At 57.9% G+C, this 24,897-nt stretch carries 24 protein-coding genes; 10 read left to right on the top strand and 14 right to left on the bottom strand.

Features of this window, described 5'->3' with window-relative positions:
• Nucleotides 1–2 precede the first annotated feature (2 nt).
• Both QWI16_RS06050 and prlC read right to left on the bottom strand, forming a co-directional pair.
• On the bottom strand, nt 3–245 hold the full coding sequence (locus QWI16_RS06050; protein ID WP_302711872.1) for a YheV family putative zinc ribbon protein: 243 nt from the start codon (nt 243–245) through the stop codon (nt 3–5).
• Nucleotides 242–2,332: an oligopeptidase A gene (prlC, locus tag QWI16_RS06045; RefSeq protein ID WP_302711871.1), complete on the bottom strand. Its 2,091-nt coding sequence runs from the start codon at nt 2,330–2,332 to the stop codon at nt 242–244. Before prlC ends, QWI16_RS06050 begins: the two co-directional genes overlap by 4 nt.
• 66 nt (nt 2,333–2,398) lie before the next feature.
• Here prlC and QWI16_RS06040 point away from each other — a divergent pair, with 66 nt between their 5' ends.
• Genes QWI16_RS06040 through QWI16_RS06025 form a run of 4 tightly spaced genes read left to right on the top strand, consistent with a single transcriptional unit; the run spans nt 2,399 to nt 4,597 of the window.
• A complete protein-coding gene (locus QWI16_RS06040) occupies nt 2,399–2,959 on the top strand; it encodes a gamma carbonic anhydrase family protein (RefSeq protein ID WP_302711870.1) in 561 nt (186 codons plus the stop codon).
• A gap of 28 nt (nt 2,960–2,987) precedes the next feature.
• The gene (locus QWI16_RS06035; RefSeq protein WP_302711869.1) at nt 2,988–3,302 is read left to right on the top strand and encodes a YbjQ family protein; all 315 of its coding nucleotides are present in this window, start codon (nt 2,988–2,990) and stop codon (nt 3,300–3,302) included.
• A gap of 3 nt (nt 3,303–3,305) precedes the next feature.
• Complete coding sequence (locus tag QWI16_RS06030; RefSeq protein WP_302711868.1) at nt 3,306–3,788, top strand: YbjQ family protein; 483 nt, start codon at nt 3,306–3,308, stop codon at nt 3,786–3,788.
• Nucleotides 3,788–4,597 (top strand): M48 family metallopeptidase, encoded by an 810-nt coding sequence (locus QWI16_RS06025; RefSeq protein WP_302711867.1) that lies wholly within the window; start codon nt 3,788–3,790, stop codon nt 4,595–4,597. The genes QWI16_RS06030 and QWI16_RS06025 overlap by 1 nt, the downstream gene beginning before the upstream one ends.
• On the opposite strand, the gene QWI16_RS06020 is transcribed toward QWI16_RS06025, so the two are convergent.
• The 6 genes from QWI16_RS06020 to QWI16_RS05995 all read right to left on the bottom strand — a co-directional run bounded on the left by QWI16_RS06020 (nt 4,594) and on the right by QWI16_RS05995 (nt 11,907).
• Nucleotides 4,594–6,999, bottom strand: coding sequence for an EAL domain-containing protein (locus tag QWI16_RS06020; RefSeq protein WP_302711866.1), 2,406 nt, complete (start codon nt 6,997–6,999; stop codon nt 4,594–4,596). The genes QWI16_RS06025 and QWI16_RS06020 overlap by 4 nt on opposite strands.
• A gap of 179 nt (nt 7,000–7,178) precedes the next feature.
• Nucleotides 7,179–8,045, bottom strand: coding sequence for an SMP-30/gluconolactonase/LRE family protein (locus QWI16_RS06015; RefSeq protein WP_302711865.1), 867 nt, complete (start codon nt 8,043–8,045; stop codon nt 7,179–7,181).
• 1 nt (nt 8,046) lies between these two features.
• Nucleotides 8,047–9,612 (bottom strand): sodium/sugar symporter, encoded by a 1,566-nt coding sequence (locus QWI16_RS06010; RefSeq protein ID WP_302711864.1) that lies wholly within the window; start codon nt 9,610–9,612, stop codon nt 8,047–8,049.
• Between the two features lie 121 nt (nt 9,613–9,733).
• Complete coding sequence (locus QWI16_RS06005) at nt 9,734–10,510, bottom strand: SDR family NAD(P)-dependent oxidoreductase (RefSeq protein ID WP_302711863.1); 777 nt, start codon at nt 10,508–10,510, stop codon at nt 9,734–9,736.
• An 85-nt stretch (nt 10,511–10,595) separates the two neighbouring features.
• Nucleotides 10,596–11,339, bottom strand: a complete 744-nt coding sequence (locus QWI16_RS06000) for a FadR/GntR family transcriptional regulator (RefSeq protein ID WP_302711862.1) — start codon at nt 11,337–11,339, stop codon at nt 10,596–10,598.
• Nucleotides 11,340–11,481: 142 nt separating this feature from the next.
• Nucleotides 11,482–11,907, bottom strand: coding sequence for a secondary thiamine-phosphate synthase enzyme YjbQ (locus QWI16_RS05995; protein WP_302711861.1), 426 nt, complete (start codon nt 11,905–11,907; stop codon nt 11,482–11,484).
• Between the two features lie 189 nt (nt 11,908–12,096).
• On the opposite strand from QWI16_RS05995, the gene hpf reads away from it, so the two are divergent.
• From hpf to QWI16_RS05980, 3 genes are all read left to right on the top strand, one after another.
• Nucleotides 12,097–12,429 carry a ribosome hibernation-promoting factor, HPF/YfiA family gene (gene hpf / locus QWI16_RS05990; protein ID WP_302711860.1) on the top strand — a complete coding sequence of 111 codons (333 nt, stop codon included), beginning with the start codon at nt 12,097–12,099 and terminating at the stop codon, nt 12,427–12,429.
• 170 nt (nt 12,430–12,599) lie between these two features.
• The gene (locus QWI16_RS05985; RefSeq protein ID WP_302711859.1) at nt 12,600–14,516 is read left to right on the top strand and encodes an alkaline phosphatase PhoX; all 1,917 of its coding nucleotides are present in this window, start codon (nt 12,600–12,602) and stop codon (nt 14,514–14,516) included.
• A gap of 86 nt (nt 14,517–14,602) precedes the next feature.
• The gene (locus QWI16_RS05980) at nt 14,603–16,234 is read left to right on the top strand and encodes an Aq_1262 family (lipo)protein (protein WP_302711858.1); all 1,632 of its coding nucleotides are present in this window, start codon (nt 14,603–14,605) and stop codon (nt 16,232–16,234) included.
• A gap of 99 nt (nt 16,235–16,333) precedes the next feature.
• Here QWI16_RS05980 and QWI16_RS05975 read toward each other — a convergent pair whose 3' ends face one another.
• Entirely contained in the window at nt 16,334–19,525 is a 3,192-nt protein-coding gene (locus QWI16_RS05975; RefSeq protein WP_302711857.1) for a hypothetical protein, read from the bottom strand.
• A 252-nt stretch (nt 19,526–19,777) separates the two neighbouring features.
• On the opposite strand from QWI16_RS05975, the gene QWI16_RS05970 reads away from it, so the two are divergent.
• Together QWI16_RS05970 and QWI16_RS05965 are read left to right on the top strand one after the other, a co-directional pair.
• Nucleotides 19,778–20,167, top strand: coding sequence for a GFA family protein (locus tag QWI16_RS05970; protein WP_302711856.1), 390 nt, complete (start codon nt 19,778–19,780; stop codon nt 20,165–20,167).
• 74 nt (nt 20,168–20,241) lie between these two features.
• A complete protein-coding gene (locus tag QWI16_RS05965; protein WP_302711855.1) occupies nt 20,242–20,622 on the top strand; it encodes a MazG nucleotide pyrophosphohydrolase domain-containing protein in 381 nt (126 codons plus the stop codon).
• A 27-nt stretch (nt 20,623–20,649) separates the two neighbouring features.
• Here the strand turns inward: QWI16_RS05965 and aroE are convergent, their stop codons facing one another.
• The 4 genes from aroE to purE all read right to left on the bottom strand — a co-directional run bounded on the left by aroE (nt 20,650) and on the right by purE (nt 23,592).
• Entirely contained in the window at nt 20,650–21,492 is an 843-nt protein-coding gene (aroE, locus tag QWI16_RS05960) for a shikimate dehydrogenase (RefSeq protein WP_302711854.1), read from the bottom strand.
• A gap of 75 nt (nt 21,493–21,567) precedes the next feature.
• A complete protein-coding gene (hemF, locus tag QWI16_RS05955) occupies nt 21,568–22,485 on the bottom strand; it encodes an oxygen-dependent coproporphyrinogen oxidase (protein WP_302711853.1) in 918 nt (305 codons plus the stop codon).
• 33 nt (nt 22,486–22,518) lie between these two features.
• Nucleotides 22,519–23,082, bottom strand: coding sequence for an L-threonylcarbamoyladenylate synthase type 1 TsaC (gene tsaC / locus QWI16_RS05950; RefSeq protein ID WP_302711852.1), 564 nt, complete (start codon nt 23,080–23,082; stop codon nt 22,519–22,521).
• A 3-nt stretch (nt 23,083–23,085) separates the two neighbouring features.
• Entirely contained in the window at nt 23,086–23,592 is a 507-nt protein-coding gene (gene purE / locus QWI16_RS05945; protein ID WP_302711851.1) for a 5-(carboxyamino)imidazole ribonucleotide mutase, read from the bottom strand.
• A 195-nt stretch (nt 23,593–23,787) separates the two neighbouring features.
• On the opposite strand from purE, the gene QWI16_RS05940 reads away from it, so the two are divergent.
• A complete protein-coding gene (locus QWI16_RS05940; RefSeq protein ID WP_302711850.1) occupies nt 23,788–23,940 on the top strand; it encodes a hypothetical protein in 153 nt (50 codons plus the stop codon).
• Here the strand turns inward: QWI16_RS05940 and dprA are convergent.
• Nucleotides 23,925–24,893: a DNA-processing protein DprA gene (gene dprA / locus QWI16_RS05935; protein ID WP_302711849.1), complete on the bottom strand. Its 969-nt coding sequence runs from the start codon at nt 24,891–24,893 to the stop codon at nt 23,925–23,927. The two genes, QWI16_RS05940 and dprA, sit on opposite strands and share 16 nt — an antisense overlap.
• Nucleotides 24,894–24,897 lie beyond the last annotated feature (4 nt).

Below are 24,897 nucleotides of genomic sequence, written 5' to 3'. Positions count from 1 at the left end.
GCTCAGGGTTGCCGCGGCAGAATCTGCACCACCTGTTCATCCGAGGTGCCGTCATCGCGGCGCTGTACCCGGGTTTCCAGCTCGCGCGCCTGACCGGGAAAATGCAACTCATCCTTAAAGCCGCAGGCCACGCACTCGCGGTAGTCTTTGCCGTGCGCGGCGTAGACGCGAATGCGATCGAGTGCCTCGCAGCGCGGGCATATGGCCCCGGCGAGAAACCGGGGCGTTTCGCTGTAGGTGGTCACGAGGCCTCCTCGAGCAAGCCGCTGTGGCGCAGCAGAGGCTCAATGGACGGCTCGCGCCCGCGAAAGCTCACGAACAAATGCATGGGTTCGCGCGAGCCACCGCGCTGCAGAATTTCCTGCAAGAAGCGCTTGCCGGTGCTCGGGTTGAAAATGCCCTCTTCTTCAAACGCCGCGAAGGCGTCGGCTGAGAGCACCTCGGCCCACTTGTAGCTGTAGTAACCCGCCGCATAGCCGCCGGCAAAAATGTGGCTGAAGCTGTTTTCAAAACGGTTAAAGGCCGGCTGGGGAATAACCGCAACCTCGCGCCGGACCTCGTCCAACAGGCGCGCGGCCGGGACGGGCGCATCCGGGTTGTACTCGGCGTGCAGGCGAAAATCAAACAGCGAGAACTCCAGCTGACGCATCATCTGCATACCGGCCTGAAAGTTCTTTGCCGCCAGCATTTTGTCCAGCAGTACCTTGGGCAGTGGCTCGCCTGTGCGGTAATGGCCGGAGATCAGACCAATGACTTCCTCTTGCCAGCACCAGTTTTCCAGAAACTGGCTGGGCAGCTCCACCGCATCCCAAGCGACACCATTGATACCGCTGACCGCCGCCACATCGATTTGCGTCAGCATATGGTGCAGACCGTGGCCGAATTCATGAAAAAGCGTGGTCACTTCATCGTGGGTCAGCAGTGACGGTGTATCACCCACCGGCGGCGTGAAGTTGCAGGTCAAAAAGGCCACCGGCAGCTGTAGCCCCGCACCGGTTTGCCGGCGCACCCGGCAATCGGCCATCCAGGCGCCACCGCGCTTGCCCTCGCGGGCAAACAGATCGAGGTAGAAGCTGGCAAGCTGCTCGCCATCGCGGTAAATCTGGTAAAAACGCACGTCCGGGTGCCAGCTGTCAAAGGCAGCCACCGGGAGAATATCGATATCGAACAAACGCCCCACCACTTCGAACATGCCACTGATGACTTTCTCGGCGGGAAAATAAGGGCGCAGCGCCTCCTGGGAAATGTCGTATTTCTGCTGACGCAGTTTTTCACTGTAGTAGGCCAGATCCCAGGCCTGCAGGTCGTCGCAGCCCTGCTCCCCGGCATAGGCCTTGAGTTCGGCAAAGTCCCGCTCGGCCTGCGGGCGCGACTTTTCTGCCAGCTCCTGCAAAAAGCCGATCACCTGCTCTGGGGTATCGGCCATTTTGGTGGCCAGCGATCGCTCGGCATAACTGGCAAAGCCCAGCAAGCGAGCCTGCTCGTGGCGCAGCGCCAGAGTCTCCGCGATCAGGCCGGTATTGTCCCAGCAGGCGGCGCCGCTGCCATCGGCCTTGCGACCATCGGCGCTGGCACGGGTGACAAACGCGCGGTACATCTGCTCGCGCAGGGTGCGATCGTCGGCGTACATCATCACCGCCAGGTAAGACGGGAAATCCAGGGTGACCACATAGCCGCCGAGCGGCTCGCCATTGTCGTGCTTTTTCAGCTCGCCGGCTTGTTTCGCCTGAGCCAGCGCCGACTCGGGCAGCCCGGCAAGGGCCTCGGCATCATCAAAATGCAGGTACCAGGCGGCCGTGGCATCGAGCACATTATTGGCAAAGGTGGTCGAGAGCTCGCTGAGTCGCTTGGCAATGGCGCCGTAGCGCTTTTTGTCATCGCCCTCAAGGGCCACACCGCCGAGTTTGAAGTCGCGCAGCGCGTTGTCCACCACTTTTTTCTGAGTCGAGCTCAATGCCTGATAGGCCTCGCTGTCGGCGAGCGCCTGATAGGCTTCAAACAGCTCGCGGTTTTGCGATACTTCGGTGCTGTAGTCCGTGAGCAGAGCAATGCTGGCGTTATAGGCATCGCGCAATTCGGGCGTATTGGCCACCGCATTTAAGTGACTGACCGGCGCAAAGGCGCGCTCAAGGCGGTCGTCCTCAGCCTCCAGCGGCGCCACCAGCGACTCCCAGGTGGGCTCGCCAAGCGCTTTGAGCAGCTCCTGCAAGTGCGCCCGGCCCTCGTCGATCAATTGGCTGACGGCGGGCTCAACATGCTCGGGCCGAATAGCGGAAAACGGCGGCAGGAGCGCGTCGGATAACAGTGGATTGCTGGCGGTGGGGTCGGTCATTCTTCCTCCGGTTGGGGCCTTCTGGGTAACCGGAGTATGATACACCGGTTATTCGAGAGGTCCGCTATGAATTCAACTACGCATCAAGGCGCTCGTATCCGCCGCTTTGGGCCGTCCACCCCCGCGCTCGGCGAGCGGGTGTACATTGATCCCTGCGCCCTGCTGATCGGCGATGTCACCATCGGCGCCGACTCGTCCGTCTGGCCCTTTGCCGTGGCGCGCGGCGATATGCACTCTATACGTATAGGCGAGCGCACCAGTATTCAAGACAACACTGTCCTGCACATCACCCACGCCGGGCCGTTTAACCCCGAGGGCTATCCGCTGAACATCGGCTCGGAGGTCACCGTGGGCCACAGTGTCTGCCTGCACGGCTGCACCATTGGCGACCGGGTACTGATCGGGATTGGCTCAACTGTGCTGGACGGCGCCGTCATTGAGAGCGAAGTGGTGCTCGGTGCCGGCTCTCTGGTACCACCCGGCAAGCGCCTGGCGTCGGGCTATTTGTATATGGGCTCACCTTGCAAGCAAATCCGGCCGCTAAAAGACAGCGAACGAGCGTTTTTCTCCTATTCGGCGGACAATTACGTCAAACTCAAAGACCAATACCTCGGCGAGACGCCGTGAAGACCTATCCTCAAAGGGAATTCGATCTATGCTGATCAGCAATTTGGAAGTAGTGCCCGGCCGCAAAGTGGTCGAGCATCTGGGCCTGGTGCAGGGCAGTACGGTGCGCGCTAAGCATGTGGGCAGAGACATCGCCGCCAGTTTCAAGAATGTGTTTGGCGGTGAGCTCAAAGGCTATACCGAACTGCTCAACGATTCACGACAGGAAGCCATTGAGCGAATGACCCAGCAGGCCAAAGCCATTGGCGCCAATGCGGTTCTCAATGTTCGGTTTTCCACCAGCTCCGTCGCCCAGGGCGCCAGCGAGCTCTTTGCCTACGGTACCGCCGTTGTCCTGGAGTGAAGCATGAACGCTGCCTTTGCCCAGCTTGCCGGGCCACTGATTGTCTTTGCCGCGTTGATGCTCTGCGGGCTGATTTTTGGCTCGGCCGCCGAGCGGCGGCACTACAAAAGCATATACCAGCGCGAGCGTCAGTTGCGCCATGTGCTGGTGTTTCCCGAGCGCCTCCCTCCGCCACAAGTGCCAGCACCATCCTCGCTGTTGGTCGTGGGCTCGGTGGTGATTTCGGCGGATTACTTCAAGCGCTTTGTCGCCATATTGAGAATGTTGGTGGGTGGTCGGCTCAACACTTACGAGAGTCTGCTCGACCGCGCCCGCCGCGAGGCGATTTTGCGCATGAAAGAGCAGGCGCAGGCGCAGGGCGCCCAATCGGTTTTTAACGTCAAACTGCAGACGGCGGCCATTGCCGGGCGCAGCGCACGCGCCGGAACGGCCTGCCTTGAAGTCATTGCCTACGGCACGGCTTTGCGTTCTCCACCAAAGCGCTGATGGGTTACCAGAACCGCCAGCCGCCCGAGCACATCAACGCCCAAACGGAGCCCTGGGTCGGCGACTTGCTCAAACGCCTGGCGCTGGTGCTCGGCGTCATCGCTTTATCGATGCTGCTATTGCTCTATGCACTGACCGAGCTGGCGCGCTTCAGTCCCTTCGTCTGGGAAAGGCGCCTCGCCAACGGCTGGACCGAGGCGGAGCAGCCCGATAACGAAAAGGCCGATGAACTGCAACGGCTCGCCGACCAACTCGCCCGCGCTGGCGGCCTGGACCCGGCCCTCTCTGTTACCCTGCATTACAACGCAGACGACACCGTTAATGCATTTGCCACACTCGGCGGTCACTTGCTTATTTTTCAGGGGCTTTTGGACGCACTGGAGTCGGAGCAGGCCCTCGCTTTTGTCCTGGCCCACGAAATCGCTCATGTGCAGAGGCGTCATCCCATTCAATCCGCCGCGAGGCAACTCGGCCTATCTCTGTCACTGGCGCTGGTGTTCGGGCAGTCGGACCTCACAACGTTGGCGGGTACCGGCGGTTCACTGGCGCTGCTCAATTACTCAAGGCACTTTGAGCAAGACGCCGATGCCTGGGCCTATCGGGCAGTCTACCGGCATTACGGTCACCTCAATGGCAGCGCTGAATTGTTTGAGCAGCTGGCAAGCTCCGAAGAACTCGCTCCGGCCTGGATGGCAACCCACCCCCACGCGCAAGATCGCCTGGCCGCCCGCGAGGCGCTGGCGAGTGAAAACGGTTGGCCTCTGACCGGTGAGCTAGCCCCTATGCCGGCCATTTTAAAGCAGCCTTAGAAAACGGCGGGCTCGGGCAGGTAATTTTGCGCAAAGGTCTGCGCGGTAAGCGGTTTGTCGAACAGATACCCCTGGATCAAAATCCCCTCGTACTGACTGAGCCACTGGGCCTGGGCATCGGTTTCCACACCTTCGGCGACGATAAGCAAGTTCATGTTGCGGGCAATGGCGATAATGGAGGCGACCATAGCCGCATCCTGCGGGTCGATGGTGATGTCATCGATAAAAGATTTATCGATTTTAACTTTGTTCACGGGCAGGCGTTTTAAATAACTCAGGGAGCTGTAGCCGGTGCCAAAATCATCCAGAGCAAACGTAATACCTTCGTTTTGCAGCTTGCGCATTTTATCCACAACTTCATCGAGATTGTGCAGCGCCGCGCCCTCGGTGATTTCAAATTCGAGACAACTGCCGGGCAACTTGTATTTTCTCAATACGGACTGGCACTTGCCGACAAAGTCGGCGTCGTAGAGTTGCCGCTCGCTGATGTTGACGGCAATGCGCAACTCCGGCGGAAAGCGCCCCTGCTCTTTGTGCATACGAATAAACTGGCAAACATCATCCAGCAGCTGCAAGCCCACCGGATTGATCATATCCGAGTTTTCCAGAAAGCCGATGAACTCGCCCGGCTGCACCAGACCGCGCAGCGGGTGCTCCCAGCGGATCAACGCCTCCGCGCCCACTAAGGAGCGGGCGTGCAAATCAATCAACGGTTGCAGATAAAACGTAAAGTGATGTTCCTGATAAGAGGTGCGAATATCCGATTCGAGCTGCAACAGCCGGTTGACCTCTTCGGCCATCTGCGGCTCAAACAACTGGTAGCTGCCATGGGCGCGGCGCTTCGCTTCATTGAGCGCGGTATCGGCCTGGGACAACAACACCTCAACCGTCACCTCACCCAGCGGATAGAGCGCGATGCCCACTGTGGCATTCACCGAGAAGTCCTGATTGGCGAGGGTGACTGGCTGACTGATGGTTTGCAAAAAACGCTCGGCGACCTGCTCGGCGCGCTGGCGCGCCTGCTCTATGGTTTCGCCGATTTCGGGCATACTCAGAATGAACTCGTCGCCACCGAGCCGGGCCAGCGTTTCGGGCTCACGCACTCGCATGGCCATACGCTGGGAAATGTGTAACAAGAGTTCATCACCCAAGGAGTGACCCATGGTGTCATTGATGCGCTTAAAATCGTTTAAGTCGATCAACAACGCTGCCCCGTAGCGGTTGCTCGCTTTACACCGGTGCAAATCTTCCTGCAATTGCTCGAGGATTTTATTGCGGTTGGCCAACCCTGTGAGGGTGTCGCAGTAGGCGAGGTACTCGACCCGCTCCTCGGCCTCAACCAGCTCGGTAATGTTGTTGAGCACGACGATCACATGGGTGACATGCTCGGAGACAAAAGGCACCAGAGACATCTGCATCACGTGGCTTTCGTTATGAATGCCGCTCAAATGCTGCTGGCGATTGAACACCGGCGACTGCTTGCGGCACACCCGCTGAATCAGCCCGCGTATCTGACTCGCCTCTTTGATCTCGCAACTGGCCAAAAGCTCAAAATAGTTGTCAAAAACATCGCGATCGAAATAGCGTTTAAACGACTGGTTGTAGAACAGTAACTCGCCATTTTCATTGACGGCAAACACCTGATTGGGACTGGCATCGAGGATCAGGCTGAGCTGCTGCTGTTGATGCTGTAACTGAGCATGCTTTTGATTGAAATTGGTGAGCAAACGGTTGGCTGAATTGACGATGTAACCGAGCTCGTCCTGCTCGTGCTTTCTCAGGTGCGGGATATTGTTGACCGGCACCCGGGTGTGATCGAGGGCGGCAAACTTGGAGGCCAGATTCACCAGTGGCCGGGTCAGCAGAAAGTGATAAACCAGCACCAATACCAGAGCGATGCCCACGTTGCGCGCCGTTCCCGTCAGCATCACCCGCCAAGCGCGCTGATAGAAGGGGCTCAAGGCGCGGTCCTTGTTCAACTCCAGCTCCAGCATGCCGGGCGGCATATTTGCGGAGGTCTGCAGGGGATAGTGGAAGGACTCTTTGTCACCCACCAAAAGCCGGGTTAACCACTGTGTCTGGCTGGCAACGGCGGTTTGCCGATGCTCGGCCATCAACTGGCCCTGATCATCGAGTATGGCGATATAGCTTAAAAAGCGGTACTCGGCGAGCCCCTGCACCACCTGCTCGGCGAGCCGATCGTCGAGCAGGAACACGGCGCGCTGGGCCGCAGTGCGGCTTACGCGACTGATCTCTTCGACATTGGCTTTAATCTCCCGATACTGGCTACGAAAATCCAGGTAAACCTGCAGGCTGGCGACCAGTACACCGAGCACCACAACGACCACAAAGCTGGTACGCGCCAGCTTGTAAGACAGTCGTTGAAACAGGTCTATGGTCATAGAATCCATCGGGGTTGTGTGGCCAGGGGCTGCCTACCGCCAAAGTGTCGCCTGGCGCATTTTTTATGATGATAGCGACGATCGCGCGACTTTTCACCTGATTTTGTTAGCCACCGGCCACCAACAATGACAGAGTCCCCCGTTAGACACAAGCGCTATAAGAGGCGCCCGAAAGTGAGCTAATCCCCGCGCTCAACCGCGACCCGATGCAGATCGCAGGGGCGACCTGGGCTGCTCTGATGGTAAATAAACAGATTGCCGGCGCGCGGCTCGCGCGCGCGCGCCTCTGGACTCATGTGCTCCCAGGCGCTGGTCACCAGAAGGTGGCGGTACTCGGGCCCACCAAAAGCCACACAAGTGGGCTGGGAGACGGGCAGAGAAAACTCCCCCAGCACCTTGCCCGCCGAGCTGTAGCAGACCACTTTGCCGCCGCCCCAGAGGGCACTCCAGAGGTTGCCTTGGGCATCGGTGCAGGCGCCATCGGGAAAGCCGTCGGTGGTGTGGGCAAAGCGTCGCGACCGCTGTAAGCGGCCACTGGCCACCTGAAACTCACGTATCTGCCGACGCGGGGAGTCGGCGTGGTAGGCGGTGCGCCCGTCCGGCGACCAGCACAGACCATTGGCAATTTCCAATCCCTTAAGCGCTAGATGCAGCTCGCCATCGTAACAGTAGAGCGCCGCTTCGCCGGGCCTGCCGGGAGCCATGGTACCCGCCCAAAAGCGCCCCTCGGGATCCACCCGGCCATCGTTAAAGCGCTCGGCACGGCCGATGTCCGGTCGCGCCAGCCACTGCACCTCGCCGGAGTCAGGCCAGAAGTAGGCAATGCCCGAGGCAAAACTGACGATTAACTGACCGGCCCGATCGGTAAAACCAAAGGCAGTGAGCGGCTCAGGGGTTTTCCAGCAGGTCAGCTCACTGCCATTGAGAGCGCAGGCATAGAGCCGGCAACCGAGAATGTCCGTCCACCAGATGCGCTGCTCCAGCGGATGCCAGAGGACGGACTCGCCCAGCTCGCAGCCGGCCTCGACTTCGCTAACCAGCTCCACGCTACCACCAGGTGATATAGAGCGCGGCGACGATGACCAGCACCCCCAGGCTCAGGAGCTTGAAGCTGCCGGCAGTGGCAAAGTCGATGTCACCCAGGGCGATCGCCTTGGGCTGATCGCGCCCACCTGCGAGCAGGGTGAGGACCACCGAAATGGCGACACAGAGCAGGAAAACCACGCCCACACGGTCCATAAACGGAAACGCCGGCAGGAACTTCCAGAACAGGGCTGAAAGAATCACCGAGGCGAAGGCCGAGGCGAGCGCCGACAGCGCCGTGGCCTTTTTCCAGAAAAAGCCCAGCAAAAAAATACTGACAATGCCGGGCGTAAAGAACCCGGTAAACTCCTGAATAAACTGAAAGGCCTGGGGGAAATTGCCGAGCAGCGGACGCGCAATAATCACCGCGATCACCATGGCGAGCACCGCCACAATACGGCCCAGCCACACCATCTGGTGTTCGGAGGCCTCGGGGTTGATCACCCGCTTGTACAAATCGACGGTAAAGATAGTGGAAATCGAGTTCACCATTGAGCCCAGCGACGAGGCGATGGCCGCCACCAACGCGGCAAAGGTAATGCCCAGCAAACCCTGGGGCACCAGCTTCATCATTTCCGGGTAGGCCTGATCGGGCTTGGCCAGATCAGGCGTTAGCATGGCGGCGGCAATACCCGGCAGCACCACGATCACCGGCATCAGCAGTTTCAGGTAGGCGGCAAAGGCAATGCCCTTCTGCGCCTCGGCGAGGGATTTGGCGGCCAGGGTGCGCTGGGTGATGTATTGGTTAAAGCCCCAGTAAGACAAATTCATGATCCACAGCCCGCCGACCAACACCGAGATACCCGGCAAGCTGACGTAGTGCTCATTGGAGGGATCCAGAATCATGTCGAATTTTTCCGGCATGTCGGCCAGCATAATGCTGAAGCCGGCCCAGGCACCCTCGCCTTCGGCTATCTTGTCCAGCGCCAGATAGGACACCAGTAGACCGCCAAAAATCAGCAACACCACCTGAATAATGTCCGTCAGGGCGACGGCTTTCAGCCCGCCGTAGACGGAGTAACCGACCGAGAAAGCCGCCAGGAAAATCAGCCCGTAGACCAGATCCAGCCCAGTGATGGCGTTGATCGCCAGCGCCCCCAGCCAGAGCACAGAGGTGAGATTGACCAGTACATAGAGCGCCAGCCAGAAGATCGCCATAATGATCCGCACGCGGTGATCGTAACGCTCTTCCAGAAACTGGGGCATGGTGTAGATGCCCTTTTTCAGAAAAATCGGTAAAAAGTATTTGCCGATAATGAGCAGGGTGATGGCCGCCATCCACTCGTAGGAGGCAATGCCGAGGCCAATCGCAAAGCCCGAACCGGACATGCCGATAATTTGCTCGGCAGAAATATTGGCCGCGATCAGCGAGGCGCCTATGGCCCACCAGGGCAGGGATTTGCCGGCGAGAAAATAATCTTCGGTGTTTTTTTTGTGGCCGGCCTTCTCCCGCGACACCCACCAGGCAATGCCCACGAGAGCGATGCAGTAAAGCACAAAAGCCGTGATATCAATCGCGGAAAGGGACATAGGCTAACTCCTGAAACGTTTTTATTATTGCGAAATACTGCAAAAACCCTGCTCCAGCAGGTGTTATTGTTTGTATTAGTAAGTACTAACTAGCACGCTATACTGCTCAGGCAGAGGCCGCCTATAAACGGCCGCCGTCCACTACAAACTGCTGACCGGTGATCATGGCGGCATCGCTGGAGGCGAGAAACAGCGCCATATTCGCCACATCGGCGGGCACCAGCCGCCGCTTCAAGCGCACGTTCTCCATCCACTTGGCCTCCATGTCCGGCGTCAGCCACTTTTCCAGCTGCTTATCCGTGGCCACCCAGCCGGGAATAATCGCATTGACGCGGATATTATCACTGGCAAAATCCGACGCCAGAGCCCGGGTCAGCCCAAGAAGGCCGGCCTTGGCGGTCACATAACTGGGCATTTGCGCAGGTCCCAGCAGGGCATTGATGGAACTGAAATTGATGATGACACCGCCGCCATTGGCCGCCATACCGGGCGCAATTGCACGAGTGGTAAAGAAAGCGGCGTCGAGATTGACGGCCAGAGAGCTGTGCCAGTTATCGTCGGCCAGGGTCAGAGGATCGCAGCGCTTGTCGTTGGCCACGTTATTGATCAGCACGTCCACCTGACCCAAATGCCCTTCAATCGCCTCAATGGCGCGCCGCAAAGCCGGCACATCGGTGACATCACACGGCTCGAAAAAGACCGCGGCGGGGTAATCCGATGCCAGGTGTTCGGCGAGGCTCTTGCCCTCTTCAGCGGCGATGTCGACAAATCCAACTTTCGCGCCCTGGTAGAGGAATGCCTCGACCATGCAGGCGCCTATGCCCGTGGCACCACCGGTGATAAATACGGTTTTGCCCCGTAGGCTGGGGTAGAGCGTACGCTCAGCAGGTTGGGTCATGACTCACCTCTAACACCGGGCTCGGGAAAGTATCCGAAACGGTGCAGAGTATATCGCCTTCCGGCGCCGAATGCTGCGCCTGCGATCAGGAGATGGCAGCGAGCCCTGCGCTGTTGGCCGCACGCAGCTCGACAATGCCCGCCACTTGTCGGCAGGACTCGCCCAGCAGGGCGCTCATGCCAGACTGGGCAGCACGGGCATCGCCCTCGCTGATGGCGTCAAAGATGCTTTTGTGGTCACCGTAGCGACCCACTACGGCATCGAGCAATTGGCTGGAGCAGGCGGTGCTGACGCGCAGGGCGGTCTGGATAAAGTTACGCAGCTGAATAAAAAAGCGATTGTTGCTGGCCAGCAAGATGGAGGTATGAAACTCGATATTCGCCTCCAGTGGGTCATCCTCCCCCTGCCCGGCCAAGCGCACGCGCTCGAGCGCCCGACCAATGGCCTCTATCGCCTCAGGACTCTGGTGGCGCGCGGCCAGCGCCGCAGCTTCGGGCTCGACGGTAGAGCGCAGTTCGTTGAACTCGCGCAGCAGCTCAAGCGAAGGTCGGCCGGTGAGCGTCCACTGCAAGACATCCACGTCAAACACATTCCAGGCCGAGGGAGGCAGCACCCGAATGCCCTGGCGCGGCCGCGAAGAAATCAGCCCTTTGGCCGTCAGCATTTTTACCGCTTCGCGCACAACGCTGCGACTGATGCGATAGTGCTGGCACATTTGCGCCTCGGTGGGGAAGTGATCACCCACCTTGTATTTACCCTGAACTATTGCCCGGCCCAGCTCATAGGTGACTTGGTGAGTCAGGTTTCGGTTGCCGTCAAAGGTTGTCATATCCCTTACCACATCGCTCTCAGATGAAACAGTCCGTACAGCATCATCGGTTATTTTTCTGCAATGTTACCGCAATCATTGGCATAAATCTTCCCTTTCACGCCAATAAATGTGCCTTTCGACGAAATTTACACAGTTAACGCTAACGTGATCCCCCGTTGATGGTGGCCACCAGGCGCCGGGCGCCGCCGTGGTTTCTGTGCTCGCACAGGTAAATCCCCTGCCAGGTACCCAGGGCCAAACGGCCCTCGGTGATGGGCACCATGACACTGGTCCCGAGAATGCAGCTTTTGATGTGTGCGGGCATATCGTCATCGCCCTCGTAGTCGTGCTGATAGTAGGGCGCGCGCTCGGGCACAAACTCGTTGAAGTGCCGCTCCAGGTCTCCCCTGACAGTAGGGTCGGCATTCTCATTGATCGTCAAACTGGCCGAGGTGTGCTGAATAAACAGCTGCATCCAGCCCACCTCAAGCTGCGCGAGCTCGGGTAGCTGGCGGATCACGTCATCGGTGATCAAATGAAACCCCCGGCTACGGGGTTTGAGTGTCAGGTTACTTTGTAGCCACATATGTTCTCTCCTCGACCGCCTGCGGGCGGCTGTCACGAATTCGTCAAACTTTACGGTTTCTGACCTTGATATTTTGCCCCCTTGGGCTCATGTTTAAGACAGGGCGCAGCAAAACTCGCCCTGAGCCCGCCGCACTTTATGGGCCGGGTATTTTCCAAGTGGTAAAGCGGTAACAAAGGAAATCAGTCTATGCAAATCAATCTTTCCGGTCATCATGTCGCCATCACTGACGCCATTCAAGAAAACGTAGAAACCAAATTCGGCAAAGTTGCCAGTCACTACCCGCAACTCGATTCCGCCAATATCACTCTCACTGTGGAGCGCTCCTCCCAGAGCATTGAGGTCACCACTCAATACCTGGGTGCACCGGTGGCCGTGCAGGCATCCGACCACGATATGTACAGTGCCATTGCCCAGGCGGCGAAAAAGCTGGAGTCCGCACTGGCGCACCGCAAGGGCTCGGTGAAAGGCAACCGCCACGATAAGCCGCCCGTGGTGGACGCAGACGCCCTCGCCTCGTAAATCTCCAAACTCTGATAATCTCTCTTTTACCCCCCGCGGTCGTTCGGCCGCGGTTGGCGTGTCTTTAAACTTTCATCAAATCTTCACCAAACAGTTTATTTAGCGTCATTTTTCGACCCTATGGTGTGCGCTTTACGTGATAAGCCAATAACACCACCAAGGAGAAGAGAATGACCTTTCAACTGAACGGTAAGGGCCGGCTGATGCTGGCCATGATCAGCGCAATGCTACTGGCCGCCTGTGACGGCGACGACGGTAATGATGGCACCGACGGCGCTCAGGGCCCCGCTGGCCCGCAAGGTCCAGCCGGCCCGGCCGGTCCAGAAGGCCCTGCAGGACAAGACGGCAGTGACGGCGCGAGTGGCGAAGGTGGTGGTAACGCCAGCCTGATGACCCCTGGCCTGACCCGCCTGGCTACTGTCCCTGCCGGCGCAGAAGTGACCGGCGCCTATGTGACCGAGTGGGGCGACCTGTTCTTTAACGTTCAACACCCAAGCGATGCCAACACCGCCACCGACAGCGAAGGCAAAATGTTCAACCACGGCACCGTGGGCGTGTTGGCCGGAGTCAACATCAACAAGCTGCCGAAAAACCTAGTGTCTGTGGGTGTACCGCAAACTCAACAAGAGCGCGAAACGGTTCAGGTTGCCTACGGTGAATATCAGGTGATCGCCCAGACCATGGACACCTTTGGTGGCGCCATGCCCGAAGGCTTGGGCACTGTATTGGCCACTGACAAATCCACTGTGGTGGCCTCCATTGACGACCCTGACTTCAACGGCTTTATCAGTACCGGCGACAACGAGGGCTACCTGTTCACCAACTGGGAGTCCATCCCCGGCGCTATGAGCCGCCTCAAGCTCAACAAAGACGCCAGCACCGGTTACTGGTCTGTGGACAGCACCGATGTGCAGATGCTGGATTTTGGCACCTACGGCACCATCGCCAACTGCTTCGGCTCGGTCTCCCCTTGGAGCACACCGCTGACCTCTGAGGAGTGGGGCAATCAGGGCGATGACACCCAAGAGTGGAACGACCCCTCCATGCAAACCGCGCGCGACATGCTGGCCATGTACATCGACCCGACCGCGACGGATGCCGACGGCGCTTCGAGCTTCCCCAACACCTACCGCTATCACTACATCGTCGAGATTACCGATCCGCTGAGTGATAACCCGGTGCCGGTAAAGCACTACACCATGGGCCGCTACGAGCATGAAAACTCTATCGTCATGCCCGACTCAAAAACCGTGTACTTGTCCCAGGATGACACCAACGGCGTCCTGTTCAAGTTCGTCGCGGATGTCGCCGGCGACCTGTCGGCCGGGACCCTCTACGGTGCCAAGCTCACTCAGGACGCCGGCAGCTTTGAACCTCTGACCACGGGCTTCGACGTCGAATGGATCGAATTGGCGCACAGCGACAACGCCACCATTGACGGCTGGATTGCCGACTTTGATGGCATTACCACTGCCGACTTCGTTGAGGGCCAGAGCAACTACCTGACCGACGCCGACGCCGAGGCCTGGGCCGCGGGTGAGGCCAACTACCCATCGGTTGCCAACGGCGGCGGCAGCACCACCGCTGGCATGGCCATGGACGACCGCATCGCATTTCTCGAGTCGCGCAAAGCCGCCCGCGCCAAAGGGGCAACCGCTGAGTGGCGCAAGTTTGAAGGCATTTACGTCAACCACAAGCGCGCGGAAGAAGCGGTTGAAGGCACCGACCTGATCGCTGGCGAAGCCGTCAATCAGGCCTACGTGTACTTCGCCATTGCCGATATGGACAACGGCATGGTTGACAACGAAGGCGACATTCAATTGTCTCCCCGCGTGAAAGAGTGCGGTGGCGTCTACCGCATGCCTCTGCTCACTGGTGCCAATGCCTATGATGTAAACCGCATTGAACCGGTGGTCATGGGTTCCACCTACCGCTCTACTCTCGACGGCGCAGAGCGCTGCGACGTCAACGCCCTGTCACAACCGGACAACGTGATTGTGTTGGACGATGGTCGCATTGTAATTGGTGAAGACGGCTTCCAGGAAAACAACACTTTGTGGATGTACGACCCCACTGTGAATGAATAAGCCATCCTCTATTTTATAGAGACCTTGCAGGAGCCGCACCGCGGCTCCTTTTTTCGTTTATAGAGAATGTTGAAATAGGTACGACCATGCATCGCATTGCACTGCTTTTGCTCGTCTTTGTCGCACTGCTGAGCGGCTGTGACCGTCAGGCGAGCACCGAGGCGCTCATCAATACCGCCGACGCCAATACAGCCTTTACCCCTGAGCACTCCCCGGAGGCCTATATAGAACACGGTGAAATCTACAACCCCGAAGCGGTGATTCCGCCACAGTGCTATACCAAAACCGAGGGCAAGCATAACCCCTGCTATATCTGCCATCAGAGTTACCCAAACGATCGTCTGCGCCCCAATACCATGAACGACGGCTTTTTGCAGGGTGCCTACGACTTTTCCGATATTGGCAACACCAACCGCTGGGCAAACCTGTTCAAAAACCGTAGCGAAGAAATCGCCGACATTAGCGACGACTTTATCCAAGGCTACATTAATCAGGACAACTACACCGCCCTCGCGCAGTGGCTTGAATCCGACGCCTGGCAGGGCCAAGCCCCCAACATTAAACATCTGGCAGACGGCGCCGATGCCTTTGATGAAAAAGGCCTGGCACTGGACGGCAGCCGCTGGGTAGCTTTTAACTACAAGCCGGTGCCGAGTACGTTCTGGCCGACCAACGGTTCCACCGACGATGTCATGATCCGGCTGCCAAACAGTTTCAGCGAAGTGGACGGCGTTTTCTCGCAGGATGTTTACTTTGCCAATCTGGCACTGGTAGAAATGGCCATTATCAACCTGCCGAAAGCCGAAACCATTCCCCTGGATGAGCGGGCGGTGGGCATCGACTTTAACGGCGACGGCAGCCTTGAAAGTGCCGTGACAAAAATTACTCGGCGCAACCGCTATTTTGGAGATGCGCAAGAGGTCAGTGTCGAGCACATGCTCTACCCAGAGGGTACCGAGTTTCTCCACAGCGTTCGCTACATTGGTCTCAATGGCGAGAAAATCGTCAACGCCCGACGCATGAAAGAAGTGCGCTATATGCGCAAGCACACCTTTATGCCCAAGGAGCGGTTAAAAAACAGCTACTACCGCGAAGCCAAAGAAAAGCACTTTGGCAACCTGCCAGCGGTTTCAAGTCACGGCGACCGGGGCACGAGCAATGGCATGGGTTGGTTACTGTGGGGCTTTATTGAAGATGCTAACGGTGAGCTACGCGAACAGAACTCGCAAGAGACCTTTTTCTGCATGGGCTGTCATAAGACCATCGGTACTACCATCGACAGCACCTTTGCTTTCGCCCGCAAAAAGCACGGCGCCGATGGCTGGGGCTATATCGATCTGCACAGCCTAAAAGACACGCCCAACCTTGGCGAAGAGCGAGGCGAATACCTCACCTATTTGGAGCGTGTCGGGGGTGGCGACGAGTTCCGTCAGAACGCGGAGATGCTTGAGCGCTGGTTTGACGCTGAAGGCAAGGTCAAAACTGAGGTGGTAGAGGCGCAGGACTCCATCTATGACTTAATCGCACCCTCTCCACGTCGCGCACTGGATTTAAACAAGGCTTACTACCGCATTGTGCAGGAGCAAAGCTTTCTGTTTGGCCGCGATGCCGTCTTGAGCCCGGCCCGAAACGTCTACGAGGAAATTGATACTTCCATTGAGCCGCTGGCTGGCGAATTTCGCTATCAATGGGACATTCGCCTGGAGAGCGAAAACTAGGCGCCCTCTCATGCGCATCACCGGATAGCTCCAGTGACGCGCATGGGCTGAGCCAACCCATTTAACACTCAGCCCCTTCAACGCTGAAGTGTGAATTTCTTAAGGCGACAGTGTCGCCTTTGCGCTGTGCAACCTGAACTTCCATTGTTTGAGCGGTGTTCCCTCGAGATTCAAATGACTCGCCAGATAATGCAGGCGACGGGTCGCCTCTCCCTGAGGCGCCAGGTCAAAGCGGTGTTTGAGCCAATAGGGCGGTATCGCCTGATAGTACATAGTCGCCTCAACCGACAGCGGCTTACCCCGATACTTCGCCGGTAAATCAATGTGGTATTGCAGCGAGTCCTTACCAACAAAGCCGGGGCCTTGGTCCTGGTAATCCGGGTCATGGTTCACATAGTGGGGGTTAGTCGCCTCCATAAACTGGTAGATGAGCTCCCCCTGATTTTTAAAGTAAGACGCATCGCGCCAGCCGTCGGGCAAGAGGCGATTGTCCTTAACGATATTCACACGGTGGATGAAGCTGGTGGTAAAGGCCTGCGTGTTATCGCGGTTGAGCTCTTCATAGATTTGCACTTGCCGGTCGCTGGTAATGACTTGGTGGTGGGACTGGTAACAGCCGGCGGGATTGTTGGTCGGGAAGCCACACTCCCCCGCGGGTAGAAACTCGGTAGCCAGAGGCCGGCCAGCGTTATCGATAATAACACCGGCATCGTTGGTTTTTCCTGAGGCCCAGACAATGGTCTCGCCATCTTTTACCAGCAATTCTATAAAGCCGCGACGAAAGGCAACACCGCTGGGAAAACGATGCCCCGCCTTATTTTTGGCGGTGACCTTGGCGATCAGAGTCTCACCGTCAAAGCTCAGCTCGTCGATACTCATGGTCACGGTCGCGTCGCGCGCCTGCAGCTTCATGCTCTCCAAAGCCAAATCGACGCCGGCTTTGGAGGCGCCGGTCATATAGCTGTTGGGCGCAACACCGAGAACCGACTCAAACTGCTTAAACATGGTCAGCAAAAAGCCGTTCAAGCCCACATGGGTATGCCTTTTGTAGTCCGGGCGCACTGGCACCTCTAGCTCACTGGCAGGCAAGCCGTGGTCCGCATCCGGATAGTTGATGTCTTCGATAGTCGCGATTTTTGTTGTCAGCTTTTCAAGGGTGATGTCACCCGTGTAGGTTTCAAACCGTGAGGGCATATGACAGTCCTGACAGCTTTGCGCTGTTTCGCCGCGAGCGAAGGCACTGTTCTTCCACTCCAAAAAAGTCGCTTGCTCTATAGAGTGCGGGTACTCGGCGAAGACCGGATTGGCCTCTGCCTGTTGCAGCACCGGAAATGTGGACTCGGTAGCGCCAATGTTCGGTAAATTGATGGTGTGGCAGGTCCCGCAAAGCTCCGACTCTTTAATAAATTCATTTTTCTCGGGTAGCAAATTGAGTGCGTGCTCCATGGGTTTCTGTGCAACGTCAAAGGGCCCATACAAAGTGCCTGCATCAGCCGTATCAAAGCGCCCGGTGGTATTGTGGAACAGCAGATACGCCAGCGTTTTATCGGCTGTGTCCAAATTGACCCACCCTTTGGCGGGCTGCCAATCCGCTACCGCTTTGGCATTTGGCGCTTGAATGCGGTGGCACACCATACAGCTGATGCCCTCGCGCGCCAGGCCGCCATACTCATGGTATTTTTTTTCTTCCGCGCTTTGCGGCTCTGACGCACTAAGCTGCTCAGTGTAGTAAAAATAATCGACCTTGAAGTTCTTATCTAACTTGACCTTTCCTTGATGCGCGTCCAGGGTGAGCTGCCTCTGTCCCATAGCGCCGTGACAACTCAGGCAGGTATTGTTTACCGCTTTCTTGGTCTGCTCTACCGAGCTCTTGAGACCCGACTTTTCTGGCGCTTGCCCGTCTCTTTCAAGCAATGCCATTTCACTTTCGAGCTGAGCATGAAAGATGGGGTCCCTTCCTGCCAAACCCATCGGTGACCAGCGCCATTCTCCATATTCCGAGATATCGTAACCCTCACCGTAACTCGGGCCAGTAGCAATAAACATCGCGGTGCCAAAGGTGTCCGCACTCAGTCCGCCATGGCAACCGATACAGTTATCCGAGGTGACAAACTCTTGGGGCTCTCCGGTTTTTTGCACAACATGATCGAGCCACTGCCGTGGAAACTTTTTGATCTGGGAGGCCTTCAGCCGGGGGATCTGCGTAAACGTACCCAAAAAAGCGCGGTTCACATACTCGGGTTTCGCTTTGGCTTGGTAACCTTTATCAGACACCTGGGCGATGGACTCAAAAACCGCATCGCGATCGTGCTCGCTGAATGACGCATTCTCCTCAGCGTTGCGAACCCTCTGCTGGCTCGACCATGGCAATTGCGGCAGAGCAATATCGAACACCGCTTTGAGCTCGGGATCTTTTAACAGCAGCGACAAGGGGTAAGTGTCAAAATGGCTCGCTGTACGCCAGGAGCCGTCGTCAAGAAATCTCAGTGGATCACCCTCGGCGGTAAACCCCTCAATATTACGCAGGCTGACAAAGGTGAGTTCGTTATCAGCAGAGGCATGACAGCGCAGACAGGGCATACCGAATCCCGACTGCCTGACACCGTTGCTCGCCACAAACGAATTCGCTTGGTTGTTGTTCTCCCGAGTGTCCAACTGATCCGCAAGCGCCTTCTCCTTGCTCTCCGGCTCGCCATCTTTTAACTTCGGCGCCGAGACACTCCCCCAAAACCAACCATCGCTGGAGGCACTCGAGTCCTTGACCATCACCGTCCAATCTGAGAGCTGCTGCAAGCGCATGACTTCATAGGTGTCGGGGTCTTTCAGGCGGCGAATATCCCGATAGATCTGCGCGGGCGCAGCGTACATTTCCTTTATGATGATGGCACCGTCCGGAATCTCGCGCTCTATTCCCCGCTCGCGATCGAACAGCCAAGTTATCACTTCAGGAGAGTAGTAGATTAAAACCGCCGGGTGTGTACCGTGGTATTGCCCATCGATAAATGGGCCGGTATCGCGGACTTCTTTATCGTGGCACCAGCCGAGCGCGGCGTACTCACGATCGAGAATCCAAGAGTAGAGTTTGCGCTCATAGTCCACAAGGGGCAATGATCCCGGCAGCGGCAGAACCTGCGAACCCGCTTTGACAGACCCACGGGCACAGTCCAGCGAATCCATGCCCACACCGGCCGAGGCAGGACTTTCCTGCTTGACTACCGCAGCCATTGAGCTGGTAAACGCACACACCAGGCACGCCATAAGCGTGACTTTAACGACTAGATGACCGGTCACGGTGACTCCTTGTTCTATTTTTTGTCTGGCTTTATTGATTGGGCAGATTGCCACTAATAATGCGCATTTCGGCACCAAGCACTGTTGTTATGCCGAGGAAGCCGGCGTTGGTTGCTCCAGAGAGTATAGTGCCCCTCCACCGGCTATCCCAGTATTGTGCTCCTATTGCTCTTATCCTTTAGTCCTTTAGCGGTCTCGCGTGCCAGCGACGATCTGAACCTAGATAGTTTCAATTCATATGAGATCTGATCTATGAAAGGAACATGCCTTTGTGGCGCTATTGAAATCACGGCAGCGGATTCGGAACACATCGGCCTGTGTCATTGCCAGATGTGCCGCCGCTGGGGTAGTGGCCCCATGCACGCGGTGCACTGCGAGGGAGCGGTAATCTTTGCCGGCGACACGCCAACCCGCTATCGCTCCTCAGACTGGGCGGAGCGTGGCTTTTGCGGTCAGTGTGGCACGCATTTATTTTACTACTTGCTGCCAGCTGAACAGTACATTCTGTCTGCCGGCCTGTTTCAGGACCATGCCTTTGCTCTGAACAGCGAAATTTTTATCGACGAGAAGCCCGATTATTACGATCTGAAAGACAACACGCTTAAAATGACCGGCAGAGAAGTGTTTGAAAAATACACCTAAGCGTACAAGCATACAAACGACCGCCGGCCAACTAGGACAGGGCTGTTTGGCGGTCGAGTGAATAGGAGCGCAAGATGCAGGCATTTACTGACCTCGCCGTGTTGGCCAGGCGCAAAGCCGCTTTCGATCAGAACAATGACTGGTTTGGCAGCGCCGAGACGTACTTGGCGGAGCTGAAGACAGAAGTGGATGAGCTCGCCGAGGCGATAGACTTGGGAAGGCACTGTCACACGGAAGACGAGCTCGGCGACGTTTTTTGGGATCTATTGAACCTGGCGGTTGCTCTGGAGGCTGAATCCTCCGTTCGCCTTGACTCCCTATTAGAGCGCGCCTGCCGCAAGTACCGCGAACGCATCGGCGGGATCGAAAGTGGACGCCGCTGGGCAGACATCAAACAAGAGCAAAAGCGTCGCCTGGCGGAGGAGCAGGCCGCGTTTGACAGCGGTGGCTCTTAACTGCCGGGCAGCCGGTTGCTTTTAGCGTTACCCCGCCTTTTTCTTGCCCTCGACCATTTTGCGACGCAGCTCGGTAATGACCGGTACGACCTCCGGGCGTATATGCCGCCAGGCGTAAAATGATTCAGCGGCCTGGCCCACCAACATGCCCAAACCATCGGCAAGCTGATCCGCTCCCTGGGTTTCAGCCCAACTCAGAAACACCGTTGGCTCTGCGCCATACATCATGTCGTAGCAGGCCGCCTTGGGCGCCAGCAGCTGGTCTGGCAGAGGCGGTAAGTCGCCGTGCAGGCTGGCAGAAGTGCCGTTGATAATCACATCAAAGCGTTGACCCGACAGGTCATCAAAACTGCACGCACTGACTGTGCCTAGATCATGAAAATCCCGCGCCAGCTGTTCGGCTTTGCTGACCGTTCGGTTAGCAATGGTTAAGCACTTTGGCTGCTGTGAAAGTACCGGCTCCAGCACGCCGCGCACGGCGCCGCCGGCGCCCAGCAAAAGCACTTTTTTATCGCCGAGCTCCCACCCCATATTCAGCATGTCATTGACCATACCGATACCGTCAGAATTGTCGCCGGTAATGCTGCCGTCATTTTCTTTGATCAGCAAATTCACCGCACCGGCACGCTGAGCGCGGGCGGTCAGGTGATTAGCGTACTCGTACGCATCCAGTTTAAACGGTACGGTGACATTAAGGCCGCGCCCGCCGTCGGCAAAAAACGCATCGGCCGCCTGGCGAAACTCACCTTCGGGTACCAGCTGCTTGGTGTAGGCCATGTCTTCGCCGGTCTGCTCGCAAAAATGGCGGTGAATCGCGGGTGATTTGCTCTGGGCGATGGGGTTACCAAAAACGGCGTAAGTATCGGTCATGGGGTACCTGCTGTTAAAACGAGCGGCAAAGCTAACAGACTTTTCTTACCGGACGTTTACTGTGATTCGTTATTGTTATGACTCGGCCAACCAATCTTGCGGCGGCAAAAAATCCTGAGTCAGGCGCGCCTCGGCAGAGTCTGCCTCCGGTTGCCAGTCGTACTCCCAGCGCACCAGAGGTGGCAGGGACATCAAGATGGATTCGGTACGGCCTCCGGTTTGCAATCCAAACAGAGTACCGCGATCGTAGACAAGATTAAACTCCACATAGCGACCGCGACGGTAAAGTTGAAATTGCCGTTCGCGCTCGCCGTAGGCCAAGTCTTTGCGCTTTTGCAGTATGGGGAGGTAGGCCTCGAGGTAGCTGTCACCCACCGCACGCATAAAAGCGAAACTGTCGGAAAAGCCCCGCTCATTCAAATCGTCAAAAAACAGCCCCCCAACGCCGCGGGCCTCACCCCGATGCTTGAGGTAAAAGTACTCGTCACACCAACGCTTGTAGCGGGGATACACCTCGCCGCCAAACGGGTCACACGCCGCCTTGGCCGTGCGGTGCCAGTGTACACAGTCCTCCTTAAAAGCATAGTAAGGCGTGAGATCATAGCCACCGCCGAACCACCATACCGGCGCGGCGCCGTCCCTTTCGGCGATAAAGAAGCGCACATTGGCGTGCGAGGTCGGTGCATAGGGGTTATTGGGGTGAATCACCAGTGACACCCCCATGGCTTCGAAGGAGCGCCCGGCAAGCTCTGGCCGGTGGGCCGTGGCCGATGCGGGCATCGCCGTGCCGCTGACATGGGAGAAGTTCACTCCCCCCTTTTCAATCACCCTGCCATCTGCCAGCACCCGCGAGCGACCACCGCCACCCTCGGCCCGGGTCCAGCTGTCTTCGGCAAAACCTTGACCATCTAGGTCGGTCAGGGCGTCGCAGATACGATCTTGCAAGTCGAGCAAATAGAGTTTGACGGCCCGCTTATCCGGGGTATCGGTCATAGAGTCTTCCTTTCGCGAAGCGCCAGTGTAGCACTAGCGCAGCGTGTGTCCGGTAGCGAGGTCGCGAATCTGTGAGGGCTGACGGCGTTGGCCGGTGCGTCCCGGGGCGATGTCATCCAGGGCAGCACCAAAATAGCGTCGCACCTGAAGGGCAGTTCGAGCCGCGGGTCGACCCTGGGGGTTGGCGGAGGTGCTGATCAACGGCCCACCAAAGGCGCGGCAGAGCGCTGCAGCCACCGGATGTGCGGTCACCCGCAAGGCCACACTCTGGTGGTCGCCGGTCACCCAGGGCGATGCCAAACCGTGATTGGGGACCAGCCAGGTATTGGGACCGGGCCAAGTGTCGAGCAGCGTCGCGCGCTCGGACGGGGTCAAGCGCTCGAGCCAGGGGCTCACCTGCTCCACATCAGCCGCGATCAGGATAAGACCTTTACTGCGCTGGCGGTGCTTGAGCGACAGCAGACGGTCAATGGCCCCGGCATTGGCCGGATCAGCCCCGAGACCCCAAACCGCCTCGGTGGGGTAGGCCACTACCCCACCGGCGCGCAAGACACGAGCAGCCCGCTGAATGCCGCTGTGACTGAGCCAGCCCGCCACGGGTTATTTACCCGCCAATTTTTCCTGCAGTGCCTTGTCTTTGGCGATCACAGCCTGGGCATTTTCTTCACGCTCGGCGATCAGGCGCTGGTGCAACTCGGCATCGGCGGTGCCGATGATTTGCGCGGCCAGATAAGCGGCGTTCTTGGCACCGGCTTTACCAATGGCAACGGTGGCTACGGGCACACCACCGGGCATTTGCACGGTAGAGAGCAGCGCGTCCAGACCGTCCAGAGAGGAATTGATCGGCACGCCAATGACGGGCTTGAGCGTATTGGCCGAAACAGCGCCGGCCAGGTGGGCGGCCATGCCGGCGGCACAGATAAAGGCCGCGCAACCGCGCTTGTCAGCGTCTTTGACATAAGCGTGGGTCTGCTCCGGGGTGCGGTGTGCGGAGCTCACCTTGGCCTCAAAGGGCACACCCAGTTTGTTCAGTACGTCAAAAGACGCTTCCATGACCGGCAAATCAGAATCCGATCCCATCAGAATCGCTACAAAAGGCTTGCTCATGGTTTTACCCCTCGCTGAAAAAACGCGCAAATTTACATCAACTGCCGCGTAGACACAAGAAAATCCGGCCCAATCGAAGCAAAAACAGACACTACCTGAGCGCCGAGATCAATGGCACTTGTTGATCGGGATCAATACGCCCGGCGGCCACAAGAATAGACTGTTTACATTATCCAAACAGGAGGAATGGGCGCCATGCTCGACTTTGTCCTTTTACTCAGTGCCGCCACGCTGCTGGCCATCTTCGCCATCATGGGCTACATCGGGCTCTACGCCTATCGACACATTCGCGACGACAGCCGCCGGGCAGCCGCCCAGGCCGAGCAAGGCACTCAACAGCGATTGTAGTAACTGCCGCGCTGCTCCACTGCGCCCTCGAGCTCCAAATCCATAAGCTCGGCGGACAGCGCTCCGGCCGTTTGACCTGTGCGCTGACAGAGAGTGTCAAGGGTCACGGGGTCGTAGCCCATGGCACTCAACAGCCAGTGCTCACGGGGCGCGCGACTCTCCATCACCTGCTCGCGCTTGTAGGCTAGGGCGCCACCGAGCTCACTGAGAATGTCCTCGGCCGACTCCACCAGCTTAGCGCCGCTGCGGATCAATGAGTGACACCCACGGGCCAAAGGGTTATTGATGGAGCCTGGCACCGCAAACACCTCGCGCTGCTGCTCCAGAGCGTATTTGGCGGTAATCAGAGAGCCACTTTTCACCGCCGCCTCCACGACCATAGTCCCGAGGCTGAGCGCGCTGATGATGCGGTTACGCCGAGGAAAGTTGCTCGCCTGAGAGCGAATGCCCGGCGCAAATTCACTGACCAGGGCTCCGCCGGCCTCGACAATTTCCTCCGCCAGAGCCCGATGCCGAGCGGGGTAGATGCAATCGATACCGGTACCCATTACCGCCAGGGTTACCCCTCCGGCATCCAGAGCGCCGCGATGCGCGCACCCATCGATGCCGAGCGCCAGGCCACTGGTGATGGCAAAGCCGCCGCTTGCGAGGCAGCGCGCAAAATCCCGCGCAATGGCGGCGCCCCCAGTGGTAGGGTTGCGACTGCCTACAATAGCCAACTGCGGCAGCTCCAAAGCGGCCAGCTTACCGCGCACATAGAGAAGCGGCGGGCAACAAGCCACATCGGCCAAAAGCGCCGGATAATCATTACTGCCGAGTGTCAGCGGGTGCACATCTGGATGTTGCTCGAGCCAGGCCAGATCGGCGGCGAGCGCCCGGTTAAGTGGGTGCTCTGGGGTTTGCCTGGCATCGAGCAGCTGCTGCAGAGCAGAGGACGGCAGCAAGGACTGCAATTCG

It is taken from the genome of Gilvimarinus algae (assembly GCF_030518215.1).
Taxonomy (GTDB): Bacteria; Pseudomonadota; Gammaproteobacteria; order Pseudomonadales; family Cellvibrionaceae; genus Gilvimarinus; species Gilvimarinus algae.
Note: the sequence above shows the minus strand (reverse complement) of the source record. Positions and strands in the feature narration are given on the sequence as shown.